Origin of the sequence: Arabiibacter massiliensis (genome assembly GCF_902386925.1) — a bacterium.
Taxonomy (GTDB): Bacteria; Actinomycetota; Coriobacteriia; order Coriobacteriales; family Eggerthellaceae; genus Arabiibacter; species Arabiibacter massiliensis.
Genome location: NZ_LR698996.1, coordinates 1,923,779 through 1,947,621 on the forward strand (window position 1 = coordinate 1,923,779; position 23,843 = coordinate 1,947,621).

At 65.1% G+C, this 23,843-nt stretch carries 23 protein-coding genes; 7 read left to right on the top strand and 16 right to left on the bottom strand.

The window, feature by feature from the left end:
* The first annotated feature begins 8 nt into the window (after window positions 1-8).
* Window positions 9-326 carry a DMT family transporter gene (locus tag FX134_RS08270; protein WP_080800309.1) on the top strand — a complete coding sequence of 106 codons (318 nt, stop codon included), beginning with the start codon at window positions 9-11 and terminating at the stop codon, window positions 324-326.
* Window positions 327-329: 3 nt separating this feature from the next.
* Window positions 330-683: a DMT family transporter gene (locus tag FX134_RS08275; RefSeq protein ID WP_080800312.1), complete on the top strand. Its 354-nt coding sequence runs from the start codon at window positions 330-332 to the stop codon at window positions 681-683.
* 18 nt (window positions 684-701) lie between these two features.
* Here FX134_RS08275 and FX134_RS08280 read toward each other — a convergent pair whose 3' ends face one another.
* From FX134_RS08280 to FX134_RS08295, 4 genes are all read right to left on the bottom strand, one after another.
* Window positions 702-2,792, bottom strand: coding sequence for a glutamine synthetase III family protein (locus tag FX134_RS08280; protein WP_080800315.1), 2,091 nt, complete (start codon window positions 2,790-2,792; stop codon window positions 702-704).
* A gap of 197 nt (window positions 2,793-2,989) precedes the next feature.
* Window positions 2,990-4,870, bottom strand: coding sequence for a sensor histidine kinase (locus tag FX134_RS08285; RefSeq protein WP_080800318.1), 1,881 nt, complete (start codon window positions 4,868-4,870; stop codon window positions 2,990-2,992).
* A 234-nt stretch (window positions 4,871-5,104) separates the two neighbouring features.
* Window positions 5,105-5,650: a GNAT family N-acetyltransferase gene (locus tag FX134_RS08290; protein ID WP_080800321.1), complete on the bottom strand. Its 546-nt coding sequence runs from the start codon at window positions 5,648-5,650 to the stop codon at window positions 5,105-5,107.
* A gap of 107 nt (window positions 5,651-5,757) precedes the next feature.
* On the bottom strand, window positions 5,758-7,500 hold the full coding sequence (locus FX134_RS08295) for an FAD-binding protein (protein ID WP_080800323.1): 1,743 nt from the start codon (window positions 7,498-7,500) through the stop codon (window positions 5,758-5,760).
* Between the two features lie 161 nt (window positions 7,501-7,661).
* Here FX134_RS08295 and FX134_RS08300 point away from each other — a divergent pair, with 161 nt between their 5' ends.
* Entirely contained in the window at window positions 7,662-9,074 is a 1,413-nt protein-coding gene (locus tag FX134_RS08300; RefSeq protein ID WP_080800326.1) for a helix-turn-helix transcriptional regulator, read from the top strand.
* Between the two features lie 120 nt (window positions 9,075-9,194).
* Here the strand turns inward: FX134_RS08300 and rpsI are convergent, their stop codons facing one another.
* The 3 genes from rpsI to FX134_RS08315 all read right to left on the bottom strand — a co-directional run bounded on the left by rpsI (window position 9,195) and on the right by FX134_RS08315 (window position 10,817).
* The gene (gene rpsI, locus FX134_RS08305) at window positions 9,195-9,587 is read right to left on the bottom strand and encodes a 30S ribosomal protein S9 (protein ID WP_080800330.1); all 393 of its coding nucleotides are present in this window, start codon (window positions 9,585-9,587) and stop codon (window positions 9,195-9,197) included.
* A 3-nt stretch (window positions 9,588-9,590) separates the two neighbouring features.
* Window positions 9,591-10,025, bottom strand: coding sequence for a 50S ribosomal protein L13 (gene rplM, locus FX134_RS08310; RefSeq protein ID WP_080800334.1), 435 nt, complete (start codon window positions 10,023-10,025; stop codon window positions 9,591-9,593).
* A gap of 327 nt (window positions 10,026-10,352) precedes the next feature.
* Window positions 10,353-10,817, bottom strand: a complete 465-nt coding sequence (locus FX134_RS08315; RefSeq protein WP_080800336.1) for a LytR C-terminal domain-containing protein — start codon at window positions 10,815-10,817, stop codon at window positions 10,353-10,355.
* A 182-nt stretch (window positions 10,818-10,999) separates the two neighbouring features.
* Between FX134_RS08315 and FX134_RS08320 the strand changes: the two genes are divergently transcribed.
* Window positions 11,000-11,725 (top strand): B3/B4 domain-containing protein, encoded by a 726-nt coding sequence (locus tag FX134_RS08320; RefSeq protein ID WP_080800339.1) that lies wholly within the window; start codon window positions 11,000-11,002, stop codon window positions 11,723-11,725.
* A gap of 48 nt (window positions 11,726-11,773) precedes the next feature.
* Here FX134_RS08320 and FX134_RS08325 read toward each other — a convergent pair whose 3' ends face one another.
* From FX134_RS08325 to FX134_RS08340, 4 genes are all read right to left on the bottom strand, one after another.
* A complete protein-coding gene (locus tag FX134_RS08325; RefSeq protein ID WP_080800342.1) occupies window positions 11,774-12,085 on the bottom strand; it encodes a hypothetical protein in 312 nt (103 codons plus the stop codon).
* Between the two features lie 84 nt (window positions 12,086-12,169).
* Window positions 12,170-13,456, bottom strand: coding sequence for an O-acetylhomoserine aminocarboxypropyltransferase/cysteine synthase family protein (locus FX134_RS08330; RefSeq protein WP_080800345.1), 1,287 nt, complete (start codon window positions 13,454-13,456; stop codon window positions 12,170-12,172).
* A gap of 271 nt (window positions 13,457-13,727) precedes the next feature.
* Window positions 13,728-15,089 carry an aspartate aminotransferase family protein gene (locus FX134_RS08335; protein ID WP_080803900.1) on the bottom strand — a complete coding sequence of 454 codons (1,362 nt, stop codon included), beginning with the start codon at window positions 15,087-15,089 and terminating at the stop codon, window positions 13,728-13,730.
* An 18-nt stretch (window positions 15,090-15,107) separates the two neighbouring features.
* Entirely contained in the window at window positions 15,108-16,238 is a 1,131-nt protein-coding gene (locus tag FX134_RS08340) for a YkvI family membrane protein (RefSeq protein ID WP_080800346.1), read from the bottom strand.
* Window positions 16,239-16,669: 431 nt separating this feature from the next.
* Here FX134_RS08340 and metA point away from each other — a divergent pair, with 431 nt between their 5' ends.
* Both metA and FX134_RS08355 read left to right on the top strand, forming a co-directional pair.
* Complete coding sequence (gene metA, locus FX134_RS08350; RefSeq protein ID WP_080800349.1) at window positions 16,670-17,611, top strand: homoserine O-acetyltransferase MetA; 942 nt, start codon at window positions 16,670-16,672, stop codon at window positions 17,609-17,611.
* A complete protein-coding gene (locus tag FX134_RS08355) occupies window positions 17,604-17,807 on the top strand; it encodes a hypothetical protein (protein WP_080800351.1) in 204 nt (67 codons plus the stop codon). Before metA ends, FX134_RS08355 begins: the two co-directional genes overlap by 8 nt.
* 3 nt (window positions 17,808-17,810) lie before the next feature.
* On the opposite strand, the gene FX134_RS08360 is transcribed toward FX134_RS08355, so the two are convergent.
* The 3 genes from FX134_RS08360 to FX134_RS08370 form a co-directional block, all read right to left on the bottom strand.
* Entirely contained in the window at window positions 17,811-18,857 is a 1,047-nt protein-coding gene (locus FX134_RS08360; RefSeq protein WP_080800354.1) for a DUF4190 domain-containing protein, read from the bottom strand.
* A gap of 332 nt (window positions 18,858-19,189) precedes the next feature.
* Window positions 19,190-20,353 carry a hypothetical protein gene (locus FX134_RS08365; RefSeq protein ID WP_080800357.1) on the bottom strand — a complete coding sequence of 388 codons (1,164 nt, stop codon included), beginning with the start codon at window positions 20,351-20,353 and terminating at the stop codon, window positions 19,190-19,192.
* Between the two features lie 69 nt (window positions 20,354-20,422).
* Entirely contained in the window at window positions 20,423-21,100 is a 678-nt protein-coding gene (locus tag FX134_RS08370; protein ID WP_080800360.1) for an HAD family hydrolase, read from the bottom strand.
* Window positions 21,101-21,354: 254 nt separating this feature from the next.
* Here FX134_RS08370 and FX134_RS08375 point away from each other — a divergent pair, with 254 nt between their 5' ends.
* Window positions 21,355-22,668: an ATP-binding protein gene (locus FX134_RS08375; protein ID WP_172623429.1), complete on the top strand. Its 1,314-nt coding sequence runs from the start codon at window positions 21,355-21,357 to the stop codon at window positions 22,666-22,668.
* Between the two features lie 32 nt (window positions 22,669-22,700).
* Here the strand turns inward: FX134_RS08375 and pyrE are convergent, their stop codons facing one another.
* Window positions 22,701-23,387 carry an orotate phosphoribosyltransferase gene (gene pyrE, locus FX134_RS08380; RefSeq protein ID WP_080800367.1) on the bottom strand — a complete coding sequence of 229 codons (687 nt, stop codon included), beginning with the start codon at window positions 23,385-23,387 and terminating at the stop codon, window positions 22,701-22,703.
* A gap of 45 nt (window positions 23,388-23,432) precedes the next feature.
* Window positions 23,433-23,810 carry a winged helix-turn-helix transcriptional regulator gene (locus tag FX134_RS08385; protein WP_080800370.1) on the bottom strand — a complete coding sequence of 126 codons (378 nt, stop codon included), beginning with the start codon at window positions 23,808-23,810 and terminating at the stop codon, window positions 23,433-23,435.
* Window positions 23,811-23,843: the final 33 nt, after the last annotated feature.

Consider the following 23,843-nt stretch of genomic DNA (forward strand, 5'->3'; position numbering starts at 1 on the left):
GGAACAAGATGTCCCCGTACGTGCTGATGGCCGTCGCCATCGTTTCAGAGGTGTTCGGCAGCTCCATGATGAAGCTGTCCGACGGATTTAAAAGGAAGGCCCCCACCCTGGGCATCCTGGCCGGTTATTTGCTAGCGTTCTACCTGATGGCTCAGGCCATGCAGGAGCTGTCGCTCGGGTTCGTGTACGCCGCGTGGACCGGCGTGGGCATCGCGCTCACTGCCATCGTGGGCGCCGTGTTCTGGCGCGAGGGCCTCGGCGCGAAGAAGGCGCTCGGCATTGCTGCCGTCATCGGCGGCGTCGTCCTCTTGAAGATGGGAGCGTGAGCTATGAGAACCCTGAACCCGTATCTGCTGCTGTCGGTGTCCATCGCAGGCGAAGTGTTCGGCACCACGATGATGAAACTCTCCGAAGGATTCACGCATCCCTTGTTCACCGCGCTCACCATTGGAAGCTACATCGTTGCGTTCGGCCTGCTCACGTTCACGCTCAAGCACCTGCCGCTGGGGCTGGCCTACGGCATCTGGGGCGGCGTGGGAACCGTGGGCACAGCCGCCATCGGCATCGCGTTCTTCGGCGACCCGTTCGGCTGGACCACGTGCCTGGGCCTCGCGCTGGTGGTAGGCGGCATCGTGCTGCTCAACCAGGGATCGAAAGAGCCGCCAAAGACGAAGGAAGCGTAGACCTTTTGTCATCCTGCTCTACACGTAGAACAGGATGTCGTTGTAGGTGGGCACGGGCCAATGGTCGTTGTCCACCAGCACCTCGAGGTCGTCCACGGCAGTGCGCAGGCGGTCCATGATGGGGATGATCTCGTGCGCGTAGGTGTTCGCCTTCTCCTGCTCGTCGACGATCTCGAGCGTCTCGTGGTGGCGCTTGCCGAGCGCGCGCAGGTGCGTGTCGATCTCGCGGACGCCCTCCACCAGGCGGCGCAGCAGCTCCTCCTGCTGGTCGACGTTGGCCGTGGGGCACGCGGAGCGGATGGCGTTGATGTTGCCCGCCACCTCGGCCGCGTAGTTGTTGATGGCCGGCAGGAACATGCGGCGCACCATGCGCTTCATCGTGCGCGCCTCGATGTTCAGCAGCTTGTTGTACTTCTCCAGCTTCACCTCGTAGCGGCTGCGCACCTCGGTTTCGGAGAGCACGCCGAACTCCTCGAACAGCGCGATGTTGTCCGGCGCGATGAAGCACGGCAAGGCATCGGCGGTATTCGTCTTATTCGCCAGGCCGCGACGCTCGGCCTCCTGCGTCCACTCCTCCGAGTAGCCGTCGCCGTTGAAGATGATGCGCTGGTGCCTCTTCAGCATCTCGCGGATGTAGTCGATGGCGGCTGCCTCGAACTCCTCGCCCTGCTTGCCTTCCATCGCGTCGGCGAAACCTTTCAAGCTCTTCGCCATGGCGGTGTTGAGGATCATGTTGCAGTCCGACAGGTTCACGGCCGAGCCCGGCATGCGGAACTCGAACTTGTTGCCCGTGAACGCGAACGGCGAGGTGCGGTTGCGGTCGGTGTTGTCCTTGAGGAAGTTCGGCAGCACGGCCACGCCCAGGTCCATGGCCACCTTGTCGGCGCTCGCATACTCGTGGTCGTTCACGAGCGCGTCCACGATGGCGTCCAGCTCGTCGCCCAGGAACACCGAGATGATAGCCGGCGGCGCCTCGTCGGCCCCGAGGCGATGGTCGTTGCCGGCGGAGGCCACCGACATGCGCAGCAGCTCCTGGTAGTCGTCCACCGCCTGGATGACGCCGGTGAGGAACACGAGGAAGCGCAGGTTGTCCATGGGGCTCTCGCCGGGATCGAACAGGTTCTTCTTGCCGGCCGACAGCGACCAGTTGTTGTGCTTGCCCGAGCCGTTGATGCCTGCGAACGGCTTCTCGTGCTGGAGGCACACCAGGCCGTGATGCGACGCCAAGAGGCGCATCTTCTCCATCGTGAGCAGGTTCTCGTCCACGCCGCGGTTCACGTTCGTGAAGATGGGCGCCAGCTCGTGCTGGGCCGGGGCCACCTCGTTGTGCTTCGTGCGCGCGGGCACGCCGAGCGCCCACAGCTCGTCGTCGAGTTCCTTCATGAACTCGTTCACGGTGGGTCGGATGGCACCGAAGTAGTGCTCGTCGAGTTCCTGGCCCTTGCAGGGCGCGTAGCCGAACAGCGTGCGGCCGCACATGATGAGGTCTTGGCGCTGCGCGTAGGCTTTCTCGGAGACGAGGAAGTACTCCTGCTCGGCGCCCAGGGTGGGCACGACTCGCTGATGAGGTTCGCCGAACAGGGCGAGCACGCGATTGGCCTGCTCTTCAACGACGCTCATGGAGCGCAGGAGCGGCGTCTTCTTGTCGAGCGCCTCGCCGGTGTAGCTGCAGAAGGCGGTGGGGATGCACAGCACCTCGTCCTTGATGAACGCGTAGCTCGTGGGGTCCCAGGCCGTGTAGCCGCGGGCCTCGAAGGTGGCGCGCAAGCCGCCGGAGGGGAAGCTGGAGGCGTCGGGCTCGCCCTGGATCAGCTCTTTCCCGGAGAAGCTCATGATGGCGCGGCCGTCGCTCACCGGATCGAGGAAGCTGTCGTGCTTCTCGGATGTGATGCCGGTGAGGGGTTGGAACCAGTGCGTGAAGTGGGTCGCGCCTTTCTCGATGGCCCATTCCTTCATGGCGTGCGCCACGACGTTGGCCACTTCGATCTCGAGGGGCTTGCCCTCCTTCATGGTTTTGATCAGGCTCTTGTACGTCGCAGAGGGCAGCCGCTCCTGCATCGTGTGCTCGTTGAACACCATCGAGCCGTAAATGTCCGAAATCATCGCCATGAGTGCGTGCTCCTCACCTCGTCTGCCGCGCAAAACGTATCACTCGCATACGATAGCATGCCAGGCGGGCGAAACCCCCCGTCATCATGCGGTTATCAAACGAACGGCGAAATGTCGCACGACGCATTTTCGCTCCGAAAACACGCCTCCTGCGCTGAGGCGTGTTTGCGGAGCGAAAATCGGGGCGCGGAGGTACCTCACGCGTGCGGGAGCGTCACCTCCACGCGGCAGCCTTCGCCGGGGCGGCTTGCCAGCGACACGGTGCCGCCGCACAGGACGCGCACGCGGAACGCCACGTTCGCCAGCCCTACGTGGCTGCGCGAGGGGTCGCCGCCGCACGGCACGCCCTCTTCGACATCGGCAAGGTCGACGGGACGGTCGAACCCTGCGCCGTCGTCGGCCACGCTCACGTGGAAGCCCCTTTCGTCGCGCCACGACGACACGACCACGGTGCCGCCCCCGCGCTTCCGGCGCAGTCCGTGCCTGATGGCGTTCTCCACGAGCGGCTGCACCGTGAGCGCGGGGATGAGAAAGTCGCGTTCGCCCTCCTCGACGACCACGGACACGTTGGGGAACCGCAGCCGCTCGATGGCGACGTAGTGCTGCAGGTGGTCGAGCTCCTTCGCGAAGAGGATGGGCTCGTCGTTGGCGAGCGAGTCCATGTTGCCGCGCAGGTAGCCGGCGAAGTCGCCGACGGTGCGCGCGGCGAGGGGCGGGTCGTCCGTGCAGAGGTACTGGATGGTGACCAGCGCGTTGTACAGGAAGTGCGGCTGGATCTGCGAGATGGTGATGGCGATGCGCGACCGCACGAGCTCCTGCTCCACCTGGTGCGCGCGCTCGGCAAGCGCCACCTGCTCGCGCGCGTACAGGAACAGCGCGACGAAGCGCACGCACACCGAGAAGGCGATGCCGGCCGTGAGCGCGAACCCGGTCGAAACGCCCCAGATCAAATACGACAGTCCCTCGGCGAACGCCCCGATGGCCGCCGGAAGCGCAGCGGCGGCGGCTTCCTTCATGAAGCGGTCGCGCCGTGCGAACGCGTCGCGCATGAAGCCGATGGCCACGGCCAGGATGGCTATCTCAAACGGCGCGACGATGAACGTGTTCGCGTCGAACAGCGAGAGCGCCCCGGCAAGGCGCAGGACGACGACTGCTGCCTGAACGGCGACGAGACCGATAAGGACGGCCCGGGCACGACGCCGGAAGCGCCCGCGGGCGCGGCTGACCACGAACCCGACGAGCGCGATGCCCAGCAGGTCCTGCGACAGCAGGCTCACTGCGGCGGTGAACTGCGGGTTCGGGACGAGCAAGGTGATGTAGTCGAAGCAGAAGAATATCCACACGCCGCCCAGCAGCACGAAGCAGGCGAACAGGAGGCTGCCGCGCTCCTTCGGCATGCCGACGAAGCGGCCGGCGCTCGCGATGAGGAGCAGGCAGGCCCCCGCGAACAGCACGGCGACGCCGCACGCGAACATCGGCGAGAACAGCCCGATCATGTCGTGGCGCAGCGAGTCCTCGTCGCCGGCGCACAGCGTGCGGAACGTCAGCTCGTAGTCGCCCCGCGAGCTGTAGAGCGTCGCATGCCGCAGCTCTACCTCCACCTCGTCGTCCGCGTCGATACCGGGCGAGGGGAAGCTCACCCACCCGAGCATGGGCTCTGCGGCGGGTCCGTCGGCGCTGAGCCCGTCGAAGCCGAACACGCTGACGCCGTTCACCCGCACGACGCACGCCGTGCTGCTAAGGCGCAGGTTGACGGGCGTCCCCGCCGGGACCGCCGAGGAGAGGCGTCCCTTCACCGCCACCGACCGGATGCCGATGAGCGGGCCCTCGAACGTCGTGCCGTCTAAGGGGAGCCATGCGCCGCCGTCGACGCGGTAGGAGCCTTGGAAAGCGAGTGGCGTGGTGCCGTCGGCGTCGGCGTCGGCGACGAACGTTCGGTCGCCGGGGCTGGAGAACCACGCGAGGGCGAGCGTCGCGCACACCGCGACGAGCACCGCCGCGAGTGCGAGCGCATGCAGCAGCGACCCGCCGCGCTTCGGCGAGCCGTCGTCGACCCTGTGTCCGTTATCGTCCAGCATTCCCTCCCCCGCGCGCCCACATCCGCCGAGCCCATTCTACTACCGAGTTGCGAGGGAGCGCGCAACTCGTCAACCGCCGCATACCCCGATCTTCGCTCCGAAAACACGCCTCGTGCGCTGAGGCATGTTTTCGGAGCGAAGATGAGCCTGCGAAAGTTGATTGTCGACCGAAACACACGCTTCAGCACCCTGTGGCGTGTGTTTCGGTCGACAATCAGGGGGCGGAATGCGCAGCTACAGCGCGTACTCGTAGAGCACGGCGTCGCGGCCGAGATGGGGATAGAAGTCCTCGTAGACGCCGCAGTTCGCGAAGCCGCACGACTCGTAGAGGCGCTGCGCGCGGACGTTGTCGGTGAAGGTGTCCAGCCGCAGCGCCTTCGCGCCGGCCTCGCGCGCGACCGCGATGCCTCCCTCCACGAGCTGCCGCGCGAATCCGCGCCCGTGGAACTCCGGCAGCGTGGCCAGCACGTGCACCACCAGCGCCTCGTCGGGTGCGGCGTCCACCTGCCAACGCACCCGGTCGTAGCCGGGATCGCCCACGGCGTTCAGCACCATAGCGGCGGCGAAGCGCGGCCCGGCGGCCCCGGCCTCGCCTTCGCCAACCTCCACCACCAGCACCTCGCCCGCCTCGGTCGACGCGCGCAGGAAGGCCCGCGACGGATGCACGTCGTGCTCCCAGCACACGTCGAACTCCGTGCCGCGCATCCCGTCGATCATCTTCGTGTAGAAATCCAGCACCTGCTCGACCTCATCGGCCTGCGCGGGGCGAACTTTCAGCATGCATGCGCTCCTTTCCAAGTGTGACGAAAAGATGATACCGCATACACGCGAAACGAGGCCCCGCAGCACGCAGGGGCCTCCTCGCTGATTCGATAGCAAAAGGCTGCCTAATCGAGGTCGCCAGCAATATAGCGCACCGCATGTCGACCGAACGTTATGTTCCGACCCATGCAGTTGCCCACGAGATACACCGGATAATTGCCGCTGTAGAAGCTGCCCGAACAGGTTCCTGCCGCAAACAGCCCCTCGATGATCTCGTTCGAGTTATCCAGCACCTGCATGTTCTTGTTGATGCGCAACCCATCGAGCGTTGTCAGCAAGCTTCCGCCGAACCACGCGCCATAGTAGGGAGCTTCTCGAATGGCGGAAAGGCGATACGCCTCTTTTCCAAAGTCCTCGTCAACGCCTTGATCGTACAAATGATTATAGCGGTCAACGGCCGCGAGGAACGCCTCCTTGTTCGCGCCTTCGAAACCAAGCTTATCGGCCAGTTCCTCAAGCGTGTCGGCTTTCTGGATGACGCCCATCTCGATTTCCTTCGCATACGCCTCTTCAACGCTCCTGCCGTTGAGCGTGTTTCGCCACACATTGTTGGAACACCCTTGGGTTTGGAACACCTGCACATCTTGCGGAGCGTTCACATCGAACACCTCGCACCACACGCCGCCCGGACGCTGAGCGGCCGCATGGCAGATAGCGTCGTAGTTCGCCGACTCGTTGGTGATGCGCAACCCATGGCGATCCACTTTCAAGAAGGGCATGGACCCTATCCCCAGCTGTTGCAACTGACCTGGGAAGATAGCATCATCGCTCTCATCGACGTATCCGGCATCCACTCCCGGCTCCACGCCTCCGCGGTCGAATATCATGGCCGACGGCTCCACGTCCTTAGCCGCCCCGATCCACATGCCCGCCTTGATGCCCATACCCGTGTTGTTTTGATTGAAGTCCACCGCAGTCACGCATTTGGGAACGATGGGGTTGATCGCCCGAACCATCGTCGGGTTCCCCGCATACCCGCCAGTCGCCAGCACGATGCCCTTCCGAGCATTGACCTGAACGAAGCCCTCGTCTGTCTCGAAAACGGCACCGGAAACCCGTCCGGCGTTGTCGTCCTCCCGAACGAGCTTGACCAGATCGTGCTTGAAAAGGATTTGCTTCCCCGACGCCTCGATGACCTCCTGGAAGCAAGGGTTCTGCGATATGAAGGGCCAGCCGGGAAAGGACGGGTTGCTGTACACGAAGCCATGCTTCTCGAACGGCATATAGTACATCGTGCCGCCTGCACGTCCGTCGCCTCCGTTTTCGGTGTCGACTTCGCAACTGATATCGTACGGGGACATAAGGTCGTAGAGCCATTCAATCATTTCAGCCGACTCGTCGATCCAAACTTTCGACACCGAGGCATCATTCTTGAACGACGCGTACCGGTTGAGCTCGTTGAGCAGACGCCCCTTGTCGATCTGATGATCCTCGGGAGTGAAGCGCGTGTTCACGGCGCCTATGTCCCAATGGTTGTCCGCTATGTGGTCGGACTTCTCGCACAACAGGAAATCCAATCCGAGCTGCGCCGCCGTGGCACCGGCCGCCAACCCGGTGCATCCCGCGCCGACGATTAACACATCGCAGTCGAGCGTCTTCGCGATATCCGAGATTTCGGGGGCATTTCCCAACCACGCGGGAGCACCGCTCGGCTCAACACCGCCCGACCCCGTGTCAGCCTCGGCCTCCTGAACGCGGGGGGCGCACCCGCCGAGCCCCAGCGCCGCCATCGTCCCCGCGGTCGCAGCGCCTGCCAAAAAGCTCCTGCGCGACACCGCTTTCCGTCCTATAGTCTTGTCGAGTCCCATAGCTCCTCCTTGTTTTTGCGACCGGGCGCCTCTATGCCCGGCCATGAACGACAGTGCTATACTACCGACCGAATCGCTCTGCCTTCATCACCCAGCGCAGGGGCTTTTCACCTGGTCAAGCCATCTCACTCACCTAAGGTGACAGAGTCTAGGAGTGCAGTATGACGAGCAGAAGCAGCATTTCCCCTTATGCCAAGGCGTTGCCGGCGCTCTGTTTCCTCGCCCTCTGCTTTTCTTCGTTGTATGGATGGATGGTCAATGCGAGCCTGTTCGCGGAAACGGCGCTCTTCGCGCCTTTCACGCGCGATGCCTCCATGCTCCTTTCGGCGGCTCTGTTCGTCATACTGGCAATCGCCGCCAACAGGCGGCCCGATTTTCTTGACAATCGCCTGATGTCGCTTGTATCCCTTGGATGCCTTGCAAGCTCGGCTATCGTCATTCCCCTCGCTTTTCAGGTACAAAGCCCTGCGTTCACCTTTGCAGGGCTCGCGCTTTTCACGGTGGGCGGGATTTGGCCCCAAGCGACCATGCTCGTCGCCATTGCTTCTCTGCCTGCCCACCAGAAGCGAGCGGTGATCGTTGCCGGTGCAGTGTTGGCCGGCGCCGTCATCCGCTCGATTGCAGATCCGCCGCCCTTCATGCCGAGCCTGGCGCTCCTCGTCATCGGCCAAGCCGCAACGCTCCTGCTCCTTCATCGCGCAACCAGCCCCGCATTCAACCGAATAGCCAGAGGCGCGCCGGCATCCGATCTCCTGATCGCGGATCCCGATGCATTCCTTAAACCGACGCATGCCCTCTTTCCCTGCATCTTGCTGTTCTGCATAGGATCGAGCTATGGCTCCATCTTCTACGAAGGTGCGGACTCCACGTATTTCTGGTTTTGCGTCACGGTTCTAGCCATTGCGTTTTTATGGATCGCCTTCGGCACGAGCAGACTGAGGGAGGATATGCTCTTTTCCGCCTCCGTGTTGCTGGTGTTGGCCGGATTCATGATGGTGCCCTTCTCGGCGCAGCTCAGCTATCCCCTTCCCGGCGCGCTGCTCGCAAGCGGAGGGATCTGCTTCAATATCTTGTTCTGGCTCGTGCTGGCCGCCATCGGCGCACGCAACGTTTACGCCCTCATCCCAACATTCGCCCTCGCGAGCTGCATGAATTATCTGGGGGTGGAAATAGGCGCAACGGCCGGGCATATTTCAGCCGCAGCCATAGGCGATCAGACGGCAGGGGCCATCGCGCTCGTCGCCGGCTTCGTATTCGTCTCGTTTCTGTGGCTGTTCTTTCGCCGATTCAGCTTCAGCGATACCATTCAGGGCGTTGAAATCATGAAGCCCATCGTCGTGAAGACAAGCGAGAGCGTGCAGGAAATCGCTTGCAAGCAGCTGGCAGAGCAACGCGGGCTCACCGACAGGGAGCTCGAGATTTTCACCATGATGGCGAAGGGCCGCAACACCAAGTTCATCCAAGAGCAGCTGGTGATCTCCCCCAATACCGTGAGATCCCACATCAAGCACATCTACCAGAAGCTCGACGTGCACTCGCAGCAAGAGCTCATCGACCTTGTCGAAGCCCAGTAGGGCGCACGCGAGCATCCGCCACGCCCCGTTGAGCGGGAGAACGCTCCAGGCAACGAAAAAGCCCGCCTCCCGGCGAGGGGAAGCGGGCTTGCAGAAAACGTGCTGCTCTCGAGCGATTTCCTAGCGCTTCGAGAACTGCGGGCGCTTGCGGGCCTTCTTCAGGCCGTACTTCTTGCGCTCCACCATGCGGGCGTCGCGCGTGAGGAATCCGGCCTTCTTGAGCTCGGCGCGGTAATCGCCGGCCTCGAGCAGGGCGCGGGAGATGCCGTGGCGCAGCGCGCCGGCCTGGCCCGAGATGCCGCCGCCGTCGATGCGGGCGAGCACGTCGAAGTGACCGGCGGTGTCCGTCACCTTGAACGGGGCGAGCGCGTAGTTCACCAGGGCCTCGCGGCCGAAGTACTGCTGGGCCTCGCGGCCGTTGATGGTCACCTTGCCGGTGCCGGGAACGAGGCGCACGCGGGCGACGGCGTTCTTGCGACGGCCGGTGCCGTAATACAAAGCTTCACCTGCCATGGGTTAACCCTCCATCTTGATCTCGCGGGGCTGCTGAGCCATGTGCGGATGCTCGGCACCCGCGTACACCTTGAGCTTCTTGCCCATGGCGCGACCGAGCGTGTTCTTCGGCAGCATGCCCTTCACGGCATGCTCGATCACGCGCTCCGGATGCTTGGCCATGGCCTCTTCGAAGGTCTCGGACTTCAGCCCGCCGGGGAAACCGCTGTGGCGGTAGTAGCTCTTAGACTGGGCCTTCGTACCCGTCACGCGGATCTTGTCCGCATTGACGATGATCACGAAGTCGCCGGTGTCCACGTGCGGCGTGTACTGCGGCTTGTGCTTGCCCTTGAGAATCTGCGCGGCCTTCACGGCGACGCGGCCCAGAACCTGGTCCGTGGCGTCGATCAAGACCCATTCGCGCTCAACTTCGTTGGGCTTCGCGTAATACGTCTTCACTGTCTTCCTCCAAAAATCTTGTCCTACCCCGCCGTGCGGGGCGGGATTTCCGTCGCTTGACCGTCGGCTCGGCTAGCCGCGCCGACCGCGTTCGCAGCGGATGATCGGTTTCAAAAGTGCAGGTCGATCGGATGCCGGGTTCCTACGCCGACGCGCTGCTCAGGCCTGGACTCCTTCGCGGGCGCTTCCGCTTCTTCACTGCATGCACGGGGCTTTCGAAAGCGAACCTTTGCATTGTAAACGGGTGCTTCGCCAGAAGTCAACGAAAAACCACACGTACGCAGGTCAATTTCATAAACGCGGGCAGACGTGTCGGGGACACGCGGCCTACGAGGCGTCGCGGCCGATGTAAACGACGATCTCGCCTTCGTAGCTGCCTCCGCTGCTCCCGTTGACCACCTCGCCGAAGCCGAGCGTCTCCGCGATGGATTCGGCCGCCGCACGCTCGCCCAGGTCGCCGTACACCACGACCGTGTTGGGGATGTCGCATCCGAACACGCCGCGCACGCGGAAGCCGCGCGACTCAAGCTTATCGAAGAATTCGGAGCCGATCTCCTCGGCGGACGCGTCGCATTGGAGCATGACCTCGTAGCCCCACTTGTCGCTCACCTCGTCGAACGTGACGGGCGAAGTCGCTGCGGGGGCGAGCTCCTGCGGCTGCTCCTGGGCCATGCCGAACGGCAGCGCGACGAAGGCGATCATGTCGCGGTAGTCCACGATGACCGCGACTGCCACAAGGCCGATCACGACGAACACGCGCGCAAGCGCCGTGGAAACCGGACCGTGCCTCATGTTCGCCCCCTTTCGCCGGGATCGCCTCCCCGTCCGTCACAGTATAGTGCGCCCGGCCGCCCGCGTCATCGGGGAAAGCCGCGTGATGCGCGCCAGACCCGCCGAGGGCGTTGACCGCATGCGGCGCGTTGGGTAAGCTGGAAGGCGATCCCCAGCCAGCCGGCACGAGAGAAGGAGCGCGCATGCAGAAGTTCATCGCGGAGGAGTCGTTCTGGGAGCTGTTCCCCGAGGCCGCCATCGGCATCATCGTGGTGCACGGCATGAAGCGGGCCGCCGACGTGCCACCCGAGGACGCCGCCGCCATCGCGCGGCTGCTGCGCGAGGCCAACGCCGCCGCCGATAGGCACCTCACCAGCAACACCATCTCGGAGAACGAGGTGGTGCGCGTGTGGCGCGAGGCATTCCAGAGGTTCAAGACGAAGAAGGGCGCGCGCTGCTCGGTGGAGAACCTGCTCAAGCGCGTGCTGAAGGGCAACCCGGTGGGATCCATCACGCCGTCGGTGGATATCTACAACGCCATCTCGCTGAAATACGCGCTGCCCGTGGGCGGCGAGGATTTGGGTTCGCTCGTGGGCGATTTCCGGCTGGGCATCACGGAAGGCGGCGACGCGTTTTTGCCCATCGGCGAGGACGAGGACGACCCCACGTTGCCGGGCGAGCTGTGTTACCGCGACGACGAGGGCGCGGTGTGCCGCTGCTGGAACTGGCGCGACGGACAGCGCTCGGCCCTCACGGACGACTCGGAGAGCGCCATCCTGGTCATGGAGTGCGTCGATCCCGCGCGCCGCGCCGACCTTGAGATCGCCCTCGACGAGTTCGCCCAGCTCATGGAGCGTTACCTGGGGGCAAAAGTCAGGATGCGCACCGTCATCGACCGCGCGCATCCCGAGATAGTCATCGCCGACTAGCGAAAAATGTCCCAAAAGGGGGTAGGCACCTTTTGGGACATTCGGAGCTTACTCGTCCTTCTTGCCGAACAGGCCGCCCAGCAGGTCGCCGAATTTCGAACCCTCGGCGGTGATGCTGGCGATAACGTCGTGCACTGCGCCCTCCTGCATGAGGCCGGACAGATGCTCGACCACGTCGCCGCCCTTCTCCTGCACCTGGGCGAGCACGCCCTCGGCAACCGCCGCGATGTCGATGTCGCCGATGCCCTCGCCGGTGATCTTCTGGATGGCCGCGCCCGGATCGGCCGTGAACTCCTTCAGCAGCTCAGGAGCCTTCTGGATCTCGCCCGCCACTTTGTCGATAATCGCTTGAATGTCCATCGTCGTCCTTTCGGATCGTCCCTTGACCATGGGCCCAGTATAGCGAGCGTGCCCAAGCGGTGAGAGCCGGTCTGCGCGATGCAACTAAACGTTGACTGCGGCGAGCGCCTGGTCGACGTCGGCGATGAGGTCCTCGGTGGCCTCGATGCCGCACGACAGGCGGATGAGATCGGGCGTGATGCCGGCCGCGGCCAGCTCCTCGTCGTTCATCTGGCGGTGCGTGGCGTTGGCCGGATGCAGCACGCAGGTTCGCGCGTCGGCCACGTGCGTGGCGATCTGCGCGAGCTTGAGGTTGGCCATGAACGTCTCGGCCGCCGCGCGCCCGCCGGCCACGCCGAAGCTCACCACGCCGCTCGTGCCGCCGGGCAGGTACTTCTGCGCCAGCTCGTGCTGCGCGTCGCCGGGCAGGCCGGGGTAGCGCACCCACGCGATCTTCGGATGCGCGGCCAGGTGCTCGGCCAGCGCGAGGCCGTTTCGGTTGTGCTGGGCCATGCGCAGGTGCAGGCTCTCGAGCCCCAGGTTGATGAGGTAGGCGCTCTGCGGCGACTGCGAGCAGCCGAAGTCGCGCATGAGCTGGGCCGTCGCCTTTGTGATGAACGCGCCGCCCAAGCCGAAGCGCTCGGCGTACACCACGCCGTGGTAGCTTTCGTCGGGCTGCGTGAGGCCGGGGAACTTGTCCGCGTGTGCGAACCAGTCGAAGCGGCCGGCGTCCACGATGACCCCGCCCACGCTCGCGCCGTGCCCGTCCATGTACTTGGTGGTGGAGTGCGTGACGATGTCGGCGCCCCATTCGATGGGACGGCAGTTCACCGGCGTGGGGAACGTGTTGTCCACGATGAGCGGCACCCCGTGCGCGTGCGCGGCTTGCGCGAACCGCTCGATGTCGAGCACCGTGAGCGCGGGGTTGGCCACTGTCTCGCCGAAGACGGCCTTCGTGTTGGGGCGGAACGCGGCTTCCAGCTCCTCGTCGGTGCAGTCGGGCGCGACGAACGTGAACTCCACGCCCATGCGCTTCATGGTGACGGCGAACAGGTTGTACGTGCCGCCGTACAGGGCCGAGCTGGCCACCACGTGGTCGCCGCAGCCCGCGATGTTGAACACGGCGAAGAAGTTGGCCGCTTGGCCCGACGACGTGAGCATGGCCGCCGCGCCGCCCTCGAGCTCGGCGATCTTGGCCGCCACGAAGTCGTTCGTGGGGTTGGCGAGACGCGTGTAGAAGTAGCCCGACTCCTCGAGGTCGAAGAGCTTGCCCATGTGCTCGCTCGTGTCGTACTTCCAGGTGGTGGACTGGTAGATGGGGATCTGGCGCGGCTCGCCGTCGCCGGGACGGTAGCCGCCTTGCACGCAGGTGGTTCCGATGGACTCGCTCATGGGGTTGCTCCTTGATGGATCCGGGGGTCGATGCGTCCGGATCATTATAGGGGCGACCGCACCGTGCGCGGTAGTGCCGAGTTTCCGATACTATGTTATCGCATAGAGCGATAATGGAGCTATCGGTATTCCGCGTACTGTCATCCTGAGCGAGCGAGTCGAAGGATCCCGTGCGGCGGTAGCAGTGGCGTTTCCAGCTGGCGCCGCGCGGGATCCTTCGACTGCGGCGGCTTCGCCGCCTCCGCTCAGGATGACAAAGCGCGCAGCCCTTCTACCAGCCCTTGCCCTCGGGGACGATGCTGTCGGGCACGAGCCCGGCTTCCACTTCGCCGATCACGCGGTCGAGGACGTCGAGGGCGCGGTCCAGCTGCTCGCGCTCGATGACGAGCGGAGGCTGGAAGCGCAGCACCGATTCCGCCATGCAGATGACCACGACGCCCTCCTCGAACGCGCGGTACACCACCTTGAGCGCGTCGAGCGCGCATTTCTCGCGCGTGCCCGGGCGCACGATGTCGATGCCTAGGTTCAGCCCGATGCCGTGCACGCCGCCCACGATGGCGTGGCGCGCGGCCATGTCCTCGAAGCGCTCCTTCGCCCAGGCGCCCAGCTCGGCCCCGCGCGCGAGCAGGCCCTCATCCTCGATCACCTTGATGGTGGCGAGCGCCGCCGCGCAGCACACGGGGTTGCCGCTGGTGGTGAAGATGTGCGCCGGAAAGCTCAGGCTGTCCATGATGGCGGCCTTTCCCACGATGGCCGAAAGCGGCAGGCCGCTGGCCAGCGACTTGCCCACCGACATGAGGTCGGGCTCCACGCCGAACTGCTCGATGCCCCACCACTTCCCCGTGCGGCCCATGCCCTGGTTGATCTCGTCCACGGCGAACAGGATGCCGTTCTCGCGGCAGAACGCCGTAAGCGCGTCGACGTAGGCCTGCGGCGGCACGATGATGCCGGCGTCGCCCGCGATGGGCTCCATCACGATGCAGGCGATCTCGTCGGGCGGCAGGTAGGTCTCGCACATCTCGCGCAGCGGGCGCATGAAGAACTCCGCCTGCTCCCGCTCGCTCAGGTGCCCCACGCCCGCGCGCTGCACGTCGGGGTACGGGATGTGGTAGATGCCCGGCAGCATGGGCCCCATCTTGCGACGCATCCCCAGGCTGAGCGCCGACAGGGTCATGGAGCCGTAGGTGGAGCCGTGGTAGGCGCCCTGGAACGACACCACGTAGGGCCGCCCCGTGTAGGCGCGCGCGAACTTGATGATGGCGTCGTTCGCGTCGGAGCCCGACGTGCCGAACACCACCTTCTTCGGCGTGTCGCCCGGCGCGATGGCGGCCAGCTTCTCCACCAGCTCCACCTCGGGCGCATGGTAGAAGTAGGCCGGCGAGCACTGGATGACCTTCTGCGCCTGCTCGCAGATGGCCTCCACCACGGCCGGGTGCGAGTGGCCCACGTTGGCCGACGTGGCCGCCGCCAAAAGGTCGATGTACTCGTTGCCCTCCACATCGTAGAGCAGCGCGCCGCGCGCGTGGTCCACCACCAGGTCGTAATAGGGAATGCGCGCCGTGGGGCCCATGCAGGCCCGGTCGCGCTCCACCAGCTCGTGCGTGCGCGCGGCGGTGCCGTTCGTTTCAGCCATCATCGTCTCCTCGTTCGCCTACCGCTCGATCCCACGCGCCCTGTCGATGCGCCAGCGGATCATCTGCACGACCACCACCACGATGAACAGCGCGCCGAAGTAGCCCACGAACGGGTAGATGATGTTCACCAGCATGCCGAAGGGCAGCTGGCCGCCCATGAAGATGATGGCGCACAGAAGCGCGATGAGGAACTGGTACTTGCGCTTGTCCTTCTTCTCGTCCACGAACTGGTTGGCCACGGTCCACACCATGGGCACGGCTGTGTTGTATATCTCGGCCAGCAAGATAATGGCGAACAGTAGGCCCACGATGGGCGAGATCTGCTGCGCCAAGAACAGCACCGGCACCTCGTAGCCCACGGCCTCGCCGAATACCGACAGCATGGCCAGGTTGAGCAGCAGCGCGCACACGCCGAGCGCCGCGCCGCCCAGCACGCCGCCCAGCACGGCCTCGCGGTGCGAGCGCGCGCCGGTGCCCATCTCCGACATGAACGGCACGCCGGCCAGGATGTTGTACGCCACGTACATGAAGGCGCCCAGCGCGAACCACGACGCGCCCGACCCCACGCCGTACACCACGTTGTCGCCCGCCGCCTCCACGGCCGCGTTGGCCTCGGCCAGGCCGCCGCCGTGCACGGCGAGCGTGTACACCGACAAGATGATGAGGAACGCGATGGTCACCGGCCCGATGGAGCCGAGGATGTCCACGATGCGGCGCAGGCCGAACAGCGCGCTCACCAGCACGATGGCCGCCATGAGGCCGCTGCCGACGATCTGCGGCACGCCGAAATACTGGTTGAGCGTGGCGCCCGCGCCCGACACCATGATGATGCCCACGAGGAAGCAGAACAGGATGGTGAACCACTCCAGGAACGTGCCCAGGTACTTCCCGCAGAAGTAGCGGAACGCCGAGAAGTCGCTCGCCCCCTTGTGCTTGAAGCCGTAGCCCAGAAGCACGCCGCTCATCAGCGCGAACAGCACAATGGCGATGACGCAGCCAATGATGCCGTTCGTGCCGTAGGCGGCGAAGAACTGCATGGCCTCCTGCCCCGAGGCGAATCCCGATCCGATCAACGTGGCGATGACCGCGCCGGCGAACTTGACGACCGTGACCGGCCGCACCGCCGGCGTCTTCTGCTCTGACGCCATAGAACCCTCTTTCTCTTTCGACATGAAATCCCACTCCGAGTTTGCTGTTAGGATTCTAGTACAACATCCGAACATCGCGAAGCACGTGATGAGGAAAACGTCGAGGTCACGGTTTTCAAAGGCAGCAAGCCCTACGTGAAAATCGTCCCGATCGACCCGCCTTCGAACGCCGAGGGCACCGGAGCCGCGTACCTTGACGCGTACTTGGGCGCCGCAGACGAATACCACGACCTGTTCGAGGCGTTGTCCAAGTGAGCGCGCACGACATCCAGCCTATTCCCAAAGAAGTCGCGTGACAATGTCCCTTTGTCACGTCCCTTTGTCACGCCCCCGCCGATAACGCAGTATCGGGAATTCAGATAAGCAGGCAATCGACGCAAAAGGTATCATGGCGGAGACGCTGCAAAACGACCGCGAAGGCGAGGTTCATCGTGCCCATCAGGATTCCCGACTCCCTGCCCGCCACCGAGGTGCTCGAGAGCGAGAACATCTTCGTCATGACCGAGTACCGCGCCATGCATCAGGACATCCGTCCCTTGCGCGTGCTGCTGCTCAACCTCATGCCCACCAAGATCGTCACCGAGACGCAGATCATGCGCAAGCTCTCGAACACGCCGCTGCAGATAGAGGTGAGCCTGCTGCAAACGGCCACGCACGACGCGAAGAACGTGTCCGAACAGCACCTCGAGGCCTTCTACACCACGTTCGACCAGGTGAAAGACCAGCGCTTCGACGGCATGATCATCACCGGCGCGCCCGTTGAGCTGCTCGACTTCGAGGACGTGGACTACTGGGACGAGCTCGCCGCCATCATGGCGTGGTCGGCCACGAACGTGCACTCCACGTTCCACATCTGCTGGGGCGCGCAGGCAGGCATCTACTTCCACTACGGCATCCCCAAATACGAGCTGCCGGAGAAGCTGTTCGGCGTGTTCGAGCACGAGGTGGTGAAGCCCTCCTCGCCGCTCGTGCGCGGGTTCAACGACTTCTTCCTCGCGCCGCACTCGCGCTACACCGAGGTGCACGCGGCCGACATCGAGGCGCATCCGGACCTCGAGCTGATCGCCGTTTCCGACGAGGCGGGCGTCTACCTGGCCAAAAGCACCGACAGCCGCCACTTCTTCGTATTCGGCCACCCCGAGTACGACGCCGGCACCCTCATGGTGGAGTACGAGCGCGACATCGCGAAGGGCCTGGACATGCCCCTGCCGCGCCACTACTTCCCCGGCGACGACCCCGCGCAGCAGCCGCGCGCCACGTGGCGCGCCCACGCGCAGCTGCTGTACACGAACTGGCTGAACTACTACGTGTACCAGACCACGCCCTACGATTTGGCGAAGGTGGGAACCGAGGAGGACGTCGAGCATGGCTGAAAGCGAACGCGAGCCGCGACCGCGCTACCGCGTGCGGCCGGTGACGAAGCCGGTCGCGCCTGCGGGGCCGGCGGCGCCCGTACCTGAGGACGACCCCTTCCTGCGCCCCGAGGCCGAGGACGATGACGGCTACGACCCCTTCAGCGACCGCCCGCCCGCGCCCGAGCCGACGTTCCAGGAAGACCCCTGGCGCTGACGCCTACAGGTCGAACACGTCGTCGATGATGGAGTCCAGCTCGTCGCGCTCGACCGTCCAGGTGCCGCCAACCTGCATCACGTCCACCGAGAACGTCGTCTGAGCAGGCGTCACCTTGTCCAACGAGGAGAGGACGAGCTCGGCGAGCGCGACCTTCGTCGCATCGTCGAGCGGAGCTGCGTTCATGCCGTGGTCGAGCCGGTCGCGGCTCACGTACGCGCCCGTCTGCCCCGCCAGGCCACGAGCCAGCTCCTTGTAGCTTTTGGCCTGAGCTGACACGCGCACCTCTCCTTCGCCGTCGGCGCGCAGGCGCACGTCGTCGTCCGCGAGCGTGTAGCTCATATCTTCCGCAAGCCAGGTTGCGAACTCGACGGGATCCACGTTGATCTCGGTGAGGGTGAAGCCCAGGTCGTCGGCGAACTCCTTGTCGGCCTCGCGCGCGATGGCGTCAAGGGTGGCCTGATCGGGGCTAACAACCTTATCGAGCTCGGCCGCCACCGCCTGCTTGGCTGCGGCCACGTCGGCCGAGGAAGCGTCGTCGGACGTGCCGGGAACCGGGGGCAGCGTATCCGACGAACCGGAATAGGAGCGCACGGGGTCGTGGGCGTACTCGTCGAGGGCGGCGAACGTCAGCGCGCCCAGCATGAGGTATCCCGCGAGCGCCAGCACGCTGAGCGCGATGCCGACGATGCCGCACACCTTGCCGCCGGTCGCCTTGCCGTCGGCGCCGAACGATTTGACGTACTGCGAGGCCAGCACGATGGCCACGATGCCCAGGGCGATGCTGACGATCACCGTGCCCGCGAACACGATGGCGCAGATGCCGCAGATGAGCGAGGCGAGCGCCTTGCCGCTGCCGGGCGCGGGAGGCGCCGTCGGGGGCTGGGGCGCGTAGACGGGGCCGCCGGGATAGGGCTGCTGGCCGTACGGCTGCTGAGGCTGGTAGGCCGGCGCGGGCGGCGCGACGGGCTGCTGGCCGTCCGAGGCCGCAGGCGGGAGGGGCTGTCCTTCAGGAGAGGGCTGGGGGCGGGCGTTCGCGTTGTCGTTCATGGCAACCTCTTCGCTCGGAGTCTGGGATGGCTCTATTATACCTCATCGAGCACAGCCGTTCCTCCGACCGCTCTTGTCAACCTTCTGCGCGAACAGGGATAACGCCTTGTCACCGAACCGTATAGTTACGAGCTGCGGCGGCCCCGTCCCGAGTCGGAGCGGGGCCGCCGCGTCGCGCCACACCAGCTCACAGCAGCAGCACAACATGCTCGCCCGCCTGCCGAACCAATTGTCGACCGAAACACACGGAAAACGGCTCTGTGGCGTGTGTTTCGGTCGACAATGCTCCTGCGACGACCGCATCGCGCAGACAAGGCCGCCGCTTTGGCCGACTACCAGAGGCCGAACATCAGGTCGAGGGTCTCCTCGAGCGAGTCGTCGTCGACCGTCCAGACGTCGCCCGTTCTCTCGAACTCGAGCATGATGAAGGACTCCTCGGCGGCGCCGGCGGCCTTCTCCATGGCGACGGGCATGAACTTCGCCATTGCCGCCTGGCGCTCCGCGTCGTTCGCGAACGAACCTTTTTTCTCCGCGTAGGCTATCAGCTCGTCGTAGAGCGCATCGGTCAGGTTGTACAGCGTGCGGCTGCGCGCCTCGGCGAACGCGGTGCCCGTGCCGTCGGCGTAGCCGAAGACGTCGTCGTCCCCCATCGTGTAGGTCATGCCGTCCACGAGCCATCGCGCGAACTCGACGGGCTCGACGCCGACCTCGGACAGGGTGTAGTCGGTGGTCTTCTCGAACGAGCGGTCCGCCCGCTCGGCCACGCGCGCGAGCAGCGCCTCGTCCGGGGCGGCGATCCCTTCGAGCACCTCCTCGGCGGCGACCCTCACGGCGGCCTCCTCGGCGGCCTCGGGCAGCGCCGGAACCTCTTCGGGGCGTGCGGGGTAATACGGGGCCACGTCGTCGTAGTCGTAGATGGCAACGAGCGTCGCCGCGCCGACGACCAGGTAGAACACGAGGGCGAGCACGCTGAGCGCGATGCCGACGATGCCGCACACCTTGCCGCCGGTCGCCTTGCCGTCCTTGCCGAAGGATCTCACGTACTGCGAGGCCAGCACGATAGCCACGACGCCCAGGACGATACCGACGACCACCGTGCCCGAGAACACGATGGCGCAGACGCCGCACACGAGCGACGCGAGCGCCTTGCCGCCGCCGGGCGCGGCGAGAGCGGGCGCGGCGGCGTAGGACGGCTGCGGCGCATAGCCGCCGCCGTAGGGCGATTGCGGCTGCGGGGCTGGCGCGCCGTACGGGGACGCCGGCTGCTGGAAGGCGGGCTGCGCAGGCATCGCCGACGGCGCGGGAGGCGGCGGGGGCAGAGGCGCGGGAGGCGGCGTCTCGGCAATTACGGGCGCAGGCGCAAGCGCGGGCTCGTCGCGCGGGGCATCTTCAGCGGCGCGCTCCTCGGGCTTGGCGGGCTCGGCTGGTTCAGCTGGCCCAGCCGGCTCGGCGGGTTCGGCGGGTTCGCCCCATGGCTCGCTCGTCTCGTCGCTCATGAACTGCTCCTCGCGATCGCTGATGATGATCGAAAAGTATAGCGCGCCGCTCGGCTTCCGCCCAGGGGGTTATCCCTGCATCCACCGCAAGATGAACGCCTCGGCGTCCAGCTGCTCGAAGGTGCGGATGGCGTGGTCGGCGGCTTCGGCAAGCTGCTCGAAGGTGCCGGAGAGGTCGCAGTCGTAGATGCCCAGCGTGCGGTAGCCGGCCTCGCGCAGCGTGCGCACGGCGTACACGGAATCCTCCACGCCCCACGTGTCATCCAGCGCGGTGCCCATGAGTTCGCGCGCGCGGTCGTACACGGCGGGTTCGCGCTTGGACGCCCCCACGTCGTCCACCGACACGATGGCGTCCAGATACGGCGCGAAGCCGCAACGCTCGAGCCCCGCCTGCAGGTAGGGCTGCGGGCTGGAGGACGCCACGCTCGCATGCGCGCCCAACGCGGCCAGCCCCTGCACGAACGCGAGCGCGCCGGGACGCGCCTCCGCGCGCGTGCGGTAGAACTCCAGCATGAACTCGTCGATCATGCGCACGACGTCGGCTGCGCTCTCCCCCAGCCCGAAACGCTCGTGGAAGAACGCGCCGCATTCGGGGATGGTGAGCGTGGTGATCTCGTCGGTCTCTGCGCGCGACAGCGTGATGCCGGCACGGCGGGCCAGATCGGCCTCGGCTTCGCGCCACACACCCATCGAGTCGAGCAGCGTGCCGTCGCAGTCGAAGATCACGCCCAAGCGGGATGCGTCCATGCAGGTCCTTCCATGCGAGCCGAGGGCTGCTTCAGCCCCGGCGGGTTTGCGAATGGATCCAGCTTATCACGGACGCCCGCGCCGCGAAATGTCCCAAACGGGGACAGTCCCCATTTGGGACACTGCAATGCTACTTTTGCAGGATTTAGCCAGTTTCCAATGCGACTTTTGCAGGATTTCGGCAAAATCCACTTGAACTTTTGCAGAAATAGGAAGAATATGAGCAGATGAAGCCACGGTTTTTAAGGAGTGCCATGCTCAAACGCAAAATAGACGACGCTTTGCTCAATTGGAAGCACACCAAGGGTAAGCAGGGACTGCTCGTCACCGGCGCGCGCCAGGTTGGCAAGACCAGCAGCATCGAGGCGTTCGCCCGCGCGCACTATCAGAACATGGTGAAGATCGACTTCGTCGAGCAGCCCGAGGCCGTCGAACTTATCGGAGGCGCCGCCGACCTCAATGACCTGCTGGTGCGCATAACCGCGCTCGCGTCGAAGCCGCTGCCCAACGGCACCACCCTGCTGTTCTTCGACGAGGTGCAGCGCTGCGGCGACGCCATCACCTGGATGCGCTATCTGGCGAACGACGGGCGCTTCGACGTGGTGTACTCGGGCTCGATGCTGGGCGTCGAGGCGTACGACTATCGGTCGCTGCCGGTGGGAACCCTCGACATCATCGAGATGTTCCCGATGGACTTCCAGGAGTTCTGTTGGGCGATGGGCGTCGACGACACGCTGTGGGAGACGATCGAGGAGCGCTTCCACAGCCGGACAGCCGTGCCCGACTTCCTACATGAGCGGTTCATCGGCCTTTTCGAAAGGTACGTGCTTGTCGGCGGCATGCCCGAGGCGGTGCAAGTATTCTCCTCCACCAGCGACACGCAGGCCATGCGCGCGCGGCAACGCAGCATCATGGACGCCTATCAGGCCGACATCACCCGCTACGTTAAGAACAAAGAGCACGCGCAGCGCATCAAGACCATCTTCAACGCCATCCCCGCGCAGCTGAACAAAGAGAACCGGCGCTTCTACGTCACCGGCATCGACAAGAAGCGGCGCTTCGACGACCTCGCGCCTGACTTCGACTGGCTCGCCAACGCGGGCGTGGCCATTCCGGTGACCCGTGCCACCGAGGCCGCATCCCCCCTGGGCATGAGCGTGGATCGCAGCTACTTCAAGCTGTACCTGTGCGACGTGGGCCTGCTGTTCTCCACGTTCGCAGCCGCCGACGTGCAGGCCATCCTCGCGAACTCCGACCGCATCAACTTCGGAAGCGCGTACGAGAACGCCGTCGCCCAAGAACTGCGCGCCCACGGACACGAGAGCCTGCACTACTTCAACACCAAGAACGTCGGGGAGGTGGACTTCCTCATCGAGGACGGCCGGAGTCCCACCGTGCTGCCTGTGGAGGTGAAGAGCGGCAAGTACAGCAAGAAGCACGCGGCGCTCGACAAGTTGCTAGACGTGAAGAACTACGGGATCGAGCGCGCCTGCGTGCTGCACCGCTACAACGTCGCGAAAGAAGGGCCCGTTACCTACCTGCCCCTTTACATGACTTCCTTCCTGTAAGACAAAATGGCATAAAAGGGGACTGTCCCCTTTTATGCCATTTTCACGCCGTACTGCTGGTAGTAGGCATCGAGCGCGGCTTTCACCTGGTCGTCGATGACCACGCGGCCCTGCACCTCGCGGCCCAGCAGGTACTCCGTCACCTCGGCCATGCTCACGATGGACGCCACGGGGAAGCCGTAGCGCTCCTGCACCTCCTGCTGCGCGGTCACCACGCCGCCCTTGCCCACCTCCATGCGGTTGAGCGACACGATGAGACCGCGCACGTCCACGTCGGCGGCCGCCTTCAGGATGGGGTACGTCTCGTCGATGGACTTGCCGGACGTGGTGACATCCTCCACCATCACCACGCGGTCGCCGTCGCGCAGCTCGCTGCCCAGCAGGTTGCCCGCGTCGGCCCCGTGGTCCTTGACCTCCTTGCGGTTGGAGCAGTAGCGCGCCTCCTTGCCGTAGAGCTCCTGTAGGCCGATGACCGTGATCACCGACAGCGGGATGCCCTTGTACGCGGGACCGAACACCACGTCGAAGTCCAGCCCGAAGTTGTCGTGGATGGCGCGCGCGTAGTACAGGCCCAGGCGGTGCAGCTGCTCGCCCGTTACGTAGGCGCCCGCGTTCATGAAGAAGGGCGACTTGCGGCCGCTCTTCAGCGTGAAATCGCCGAACTTCAGCACGTCGCTTTCGATCATGAACTCGATGAACTCCTGCTTGTACTGCTCCATTGCCGCGCCCTTTCTCCGACGTCTCCTCATGATGTACTCATCATACTAGATGGAGGCGCTCTTGCGAACGCGTTCCTGGTAGCGCTCGCCCCATGCCCACATGGCCTCGATGATGGGGCGCAGGCTCTCGCCCGTCTCCGTGAGCGCATACTCCACGCGCGGCGGCACCTCGGGGTACACCGTGCGCGCCACCAGGCCGCGCTGCTCCATCTCGCGCAGGTTGCTGGTGAGCACCTTCTGCGAGATGGCCCCCACCGACTTCTTCAGCTGGCCGAAGCGCTTCGTGCCGCCCAGCAGGTCGCGCATGATGAGCAGCTTCCACTTGCTGCCGATGAGCTGGGCCGTCGTCTCCACTGGGCAGGCGGGAAGCTGGTCCGGCGCAGGGGGCTCGTCGTTGCGGAACACCGCGGCTGGCTCCTGCATGCTCGATTCCTCCTTGCGTGCGGCTATAGTACC

What these genes read in the sequence shown, in the direction of transcription:
- FX134_RS08270 (WP_080800309.1), top strand. Translation starts at nt 9, where the DNA reads ATGTCCCCGTACGTGCTGATGGCCGTCGCCATCGTTTCAGAGGTGTTC.
- FX134_RS08335 (WP_080803900.1), bottom strand. Translation starts at nt 15,089, where the DNA reads ATGGCTGAAACGAACGGCACCGCCGCGCGCACGCACGAGCTGGTGGAG.
- rpsI (WP_080800330.1), bottom strand. Translation starts at nt 9,587, where the DNA reads ATGGCAGGTGAAGCTTTGTATTACGGCACCGGCCGTCGCAAGAACGCC.
- FX134_RS08330 (WP_080800345.1), bottom strand. Translation starts at nt 13,456, where the DNA reads ATGAGCGAGTCCATCGGAACCACCTGCGTGCAAGGCGGCTACCGTCCC.
- FX134_RS08370 (WP_080800360.1), bottom strand. Translation starts at nt 21,100, where the DNA reads ATGGACGCATCCCGCTTGGGCGTGATCTTCGACTGCGACGGCACGCTG.
- FX134_RS08315 (WP_080800336.1), bottom strand. Translation starts at nt 10,817, where the DNA reads ATGAGGCACGGTCCGGTTTCCACGGCGCTTGCGCGCGTGTTCGTCGTG.
- FX134_RS08285 (WP_080800318.1), bottom strand. Translation starts at nt 4,870, where the DNA reads ATGCTGGACGATAACGGACACAGGGTCGACGACGGCTCGCCGAAGCGC.
- FX134_RS08280 (WP_080800315.1), bottom strand. Translation starts at nt 2,792, where the DNA reads ATGGCGATGATTTCGGACATTTACGGCTCGATGGTGTTCAACGAGCAC.
- FX134_RS08365 (WP_080800357.1), bottom strand. Translation starts at nt 20,353, where the DNA reads ATGAGCGACGAGACGAGCGAGCCATGGGGCGAACCCGCCGAACCCGCC.
- FX134_RS08290 (WP_080800321.1), bottom strand. Translation starts at nt 5,650, where the DNA reads ATGCTGAAAGTTCGCCCCGCGCAGGCCGATGAGGTCGAGCAGGTGCTG.
- FX134_RS08375 (WP_172623429.1), top strand. Translation starts at nt 21,355, where the DNA reads ATGCTCAAACGCAAAATAGACGACGCTTTGCTCAATTGGAAGCACACC.
- FX134_RS08300 (WP_080800326.1), top strand. Translation starts at nt 7,662, where the DNA reads ATGACGAGCAGAAGCAGCATTTCCCCTTATGCCAAGGCGTTGCCGGCG.
- FX134_RS08355 (WP_080800351.1), top strand. Translation starts at nt 17,604, where the DNA reads ATGGCTGAAAGCGAACGCGAGCCGCGACCGCGCTACCGCGTGCGGCCG.
- FX134_RS08295 (WP_080800323.1), bottom strand. Translation starts at nt 7,500, where the DNA reads ATGGGACTCGACAAGACTATAGGACGGAAAGCGGTGTCGCGCAGGAGC.
- FX134_RS08325 (WP_080800342.1), bottom strand. Translation starts at nt 12,085, where the DNA reads ATGGACATTCAAGCGATTATCGACAAAGTGGCGGGCGAGATCCAGAAG.
- FX134_RS08340 (WP_080800346.1), bottom strand. Translation starts at nt 16,238, where the DNA reads ATGGCGTCAGAGCAGAAGACGCCGGCGGTGCGGCCGGTCACGGTCGTC.
- FX134_RS08275 (WP_080800312.1), top strand. Translation starts at nt 330, where the DNA reads ATGAGAACCCTGAACCCGTATCTGCTGCTGTCGGTGTCCATCGCAGGC.
- FX134_RS08385 (WP_080800370.1), bottom strand. Translation starts at nt 23,810, where the DNA reads ATGCAGGAGCCAGCCGCGGTGTTCCGCAACGACGAGCCCCCTGCGCCG.
- FX134_RS08360 (WP_080800354.1), bottom strand. Translation starts at nt 18,857, where the DNA reads ATGAACGACAACGCGAACGCCCGCCCCCAGCCCTCTCCTGAAGGACAG.
- pyrE (WP_080800367.1), bottom strand. Translation starts at nt 23,387, where the DNA reads ATGGAGCAGTACAAGCAGGAGTTCATCGAGTTCATGATCGAAAGCGAC.
- FX134_RS08320 (WP_080800339.1), top strand. Translation starts at nt 11,000, where the DNA reads ATGCAGAAGTTCATCGCGGAGGAGTCGTTCTGGGAGCTGTTCCCCGAG.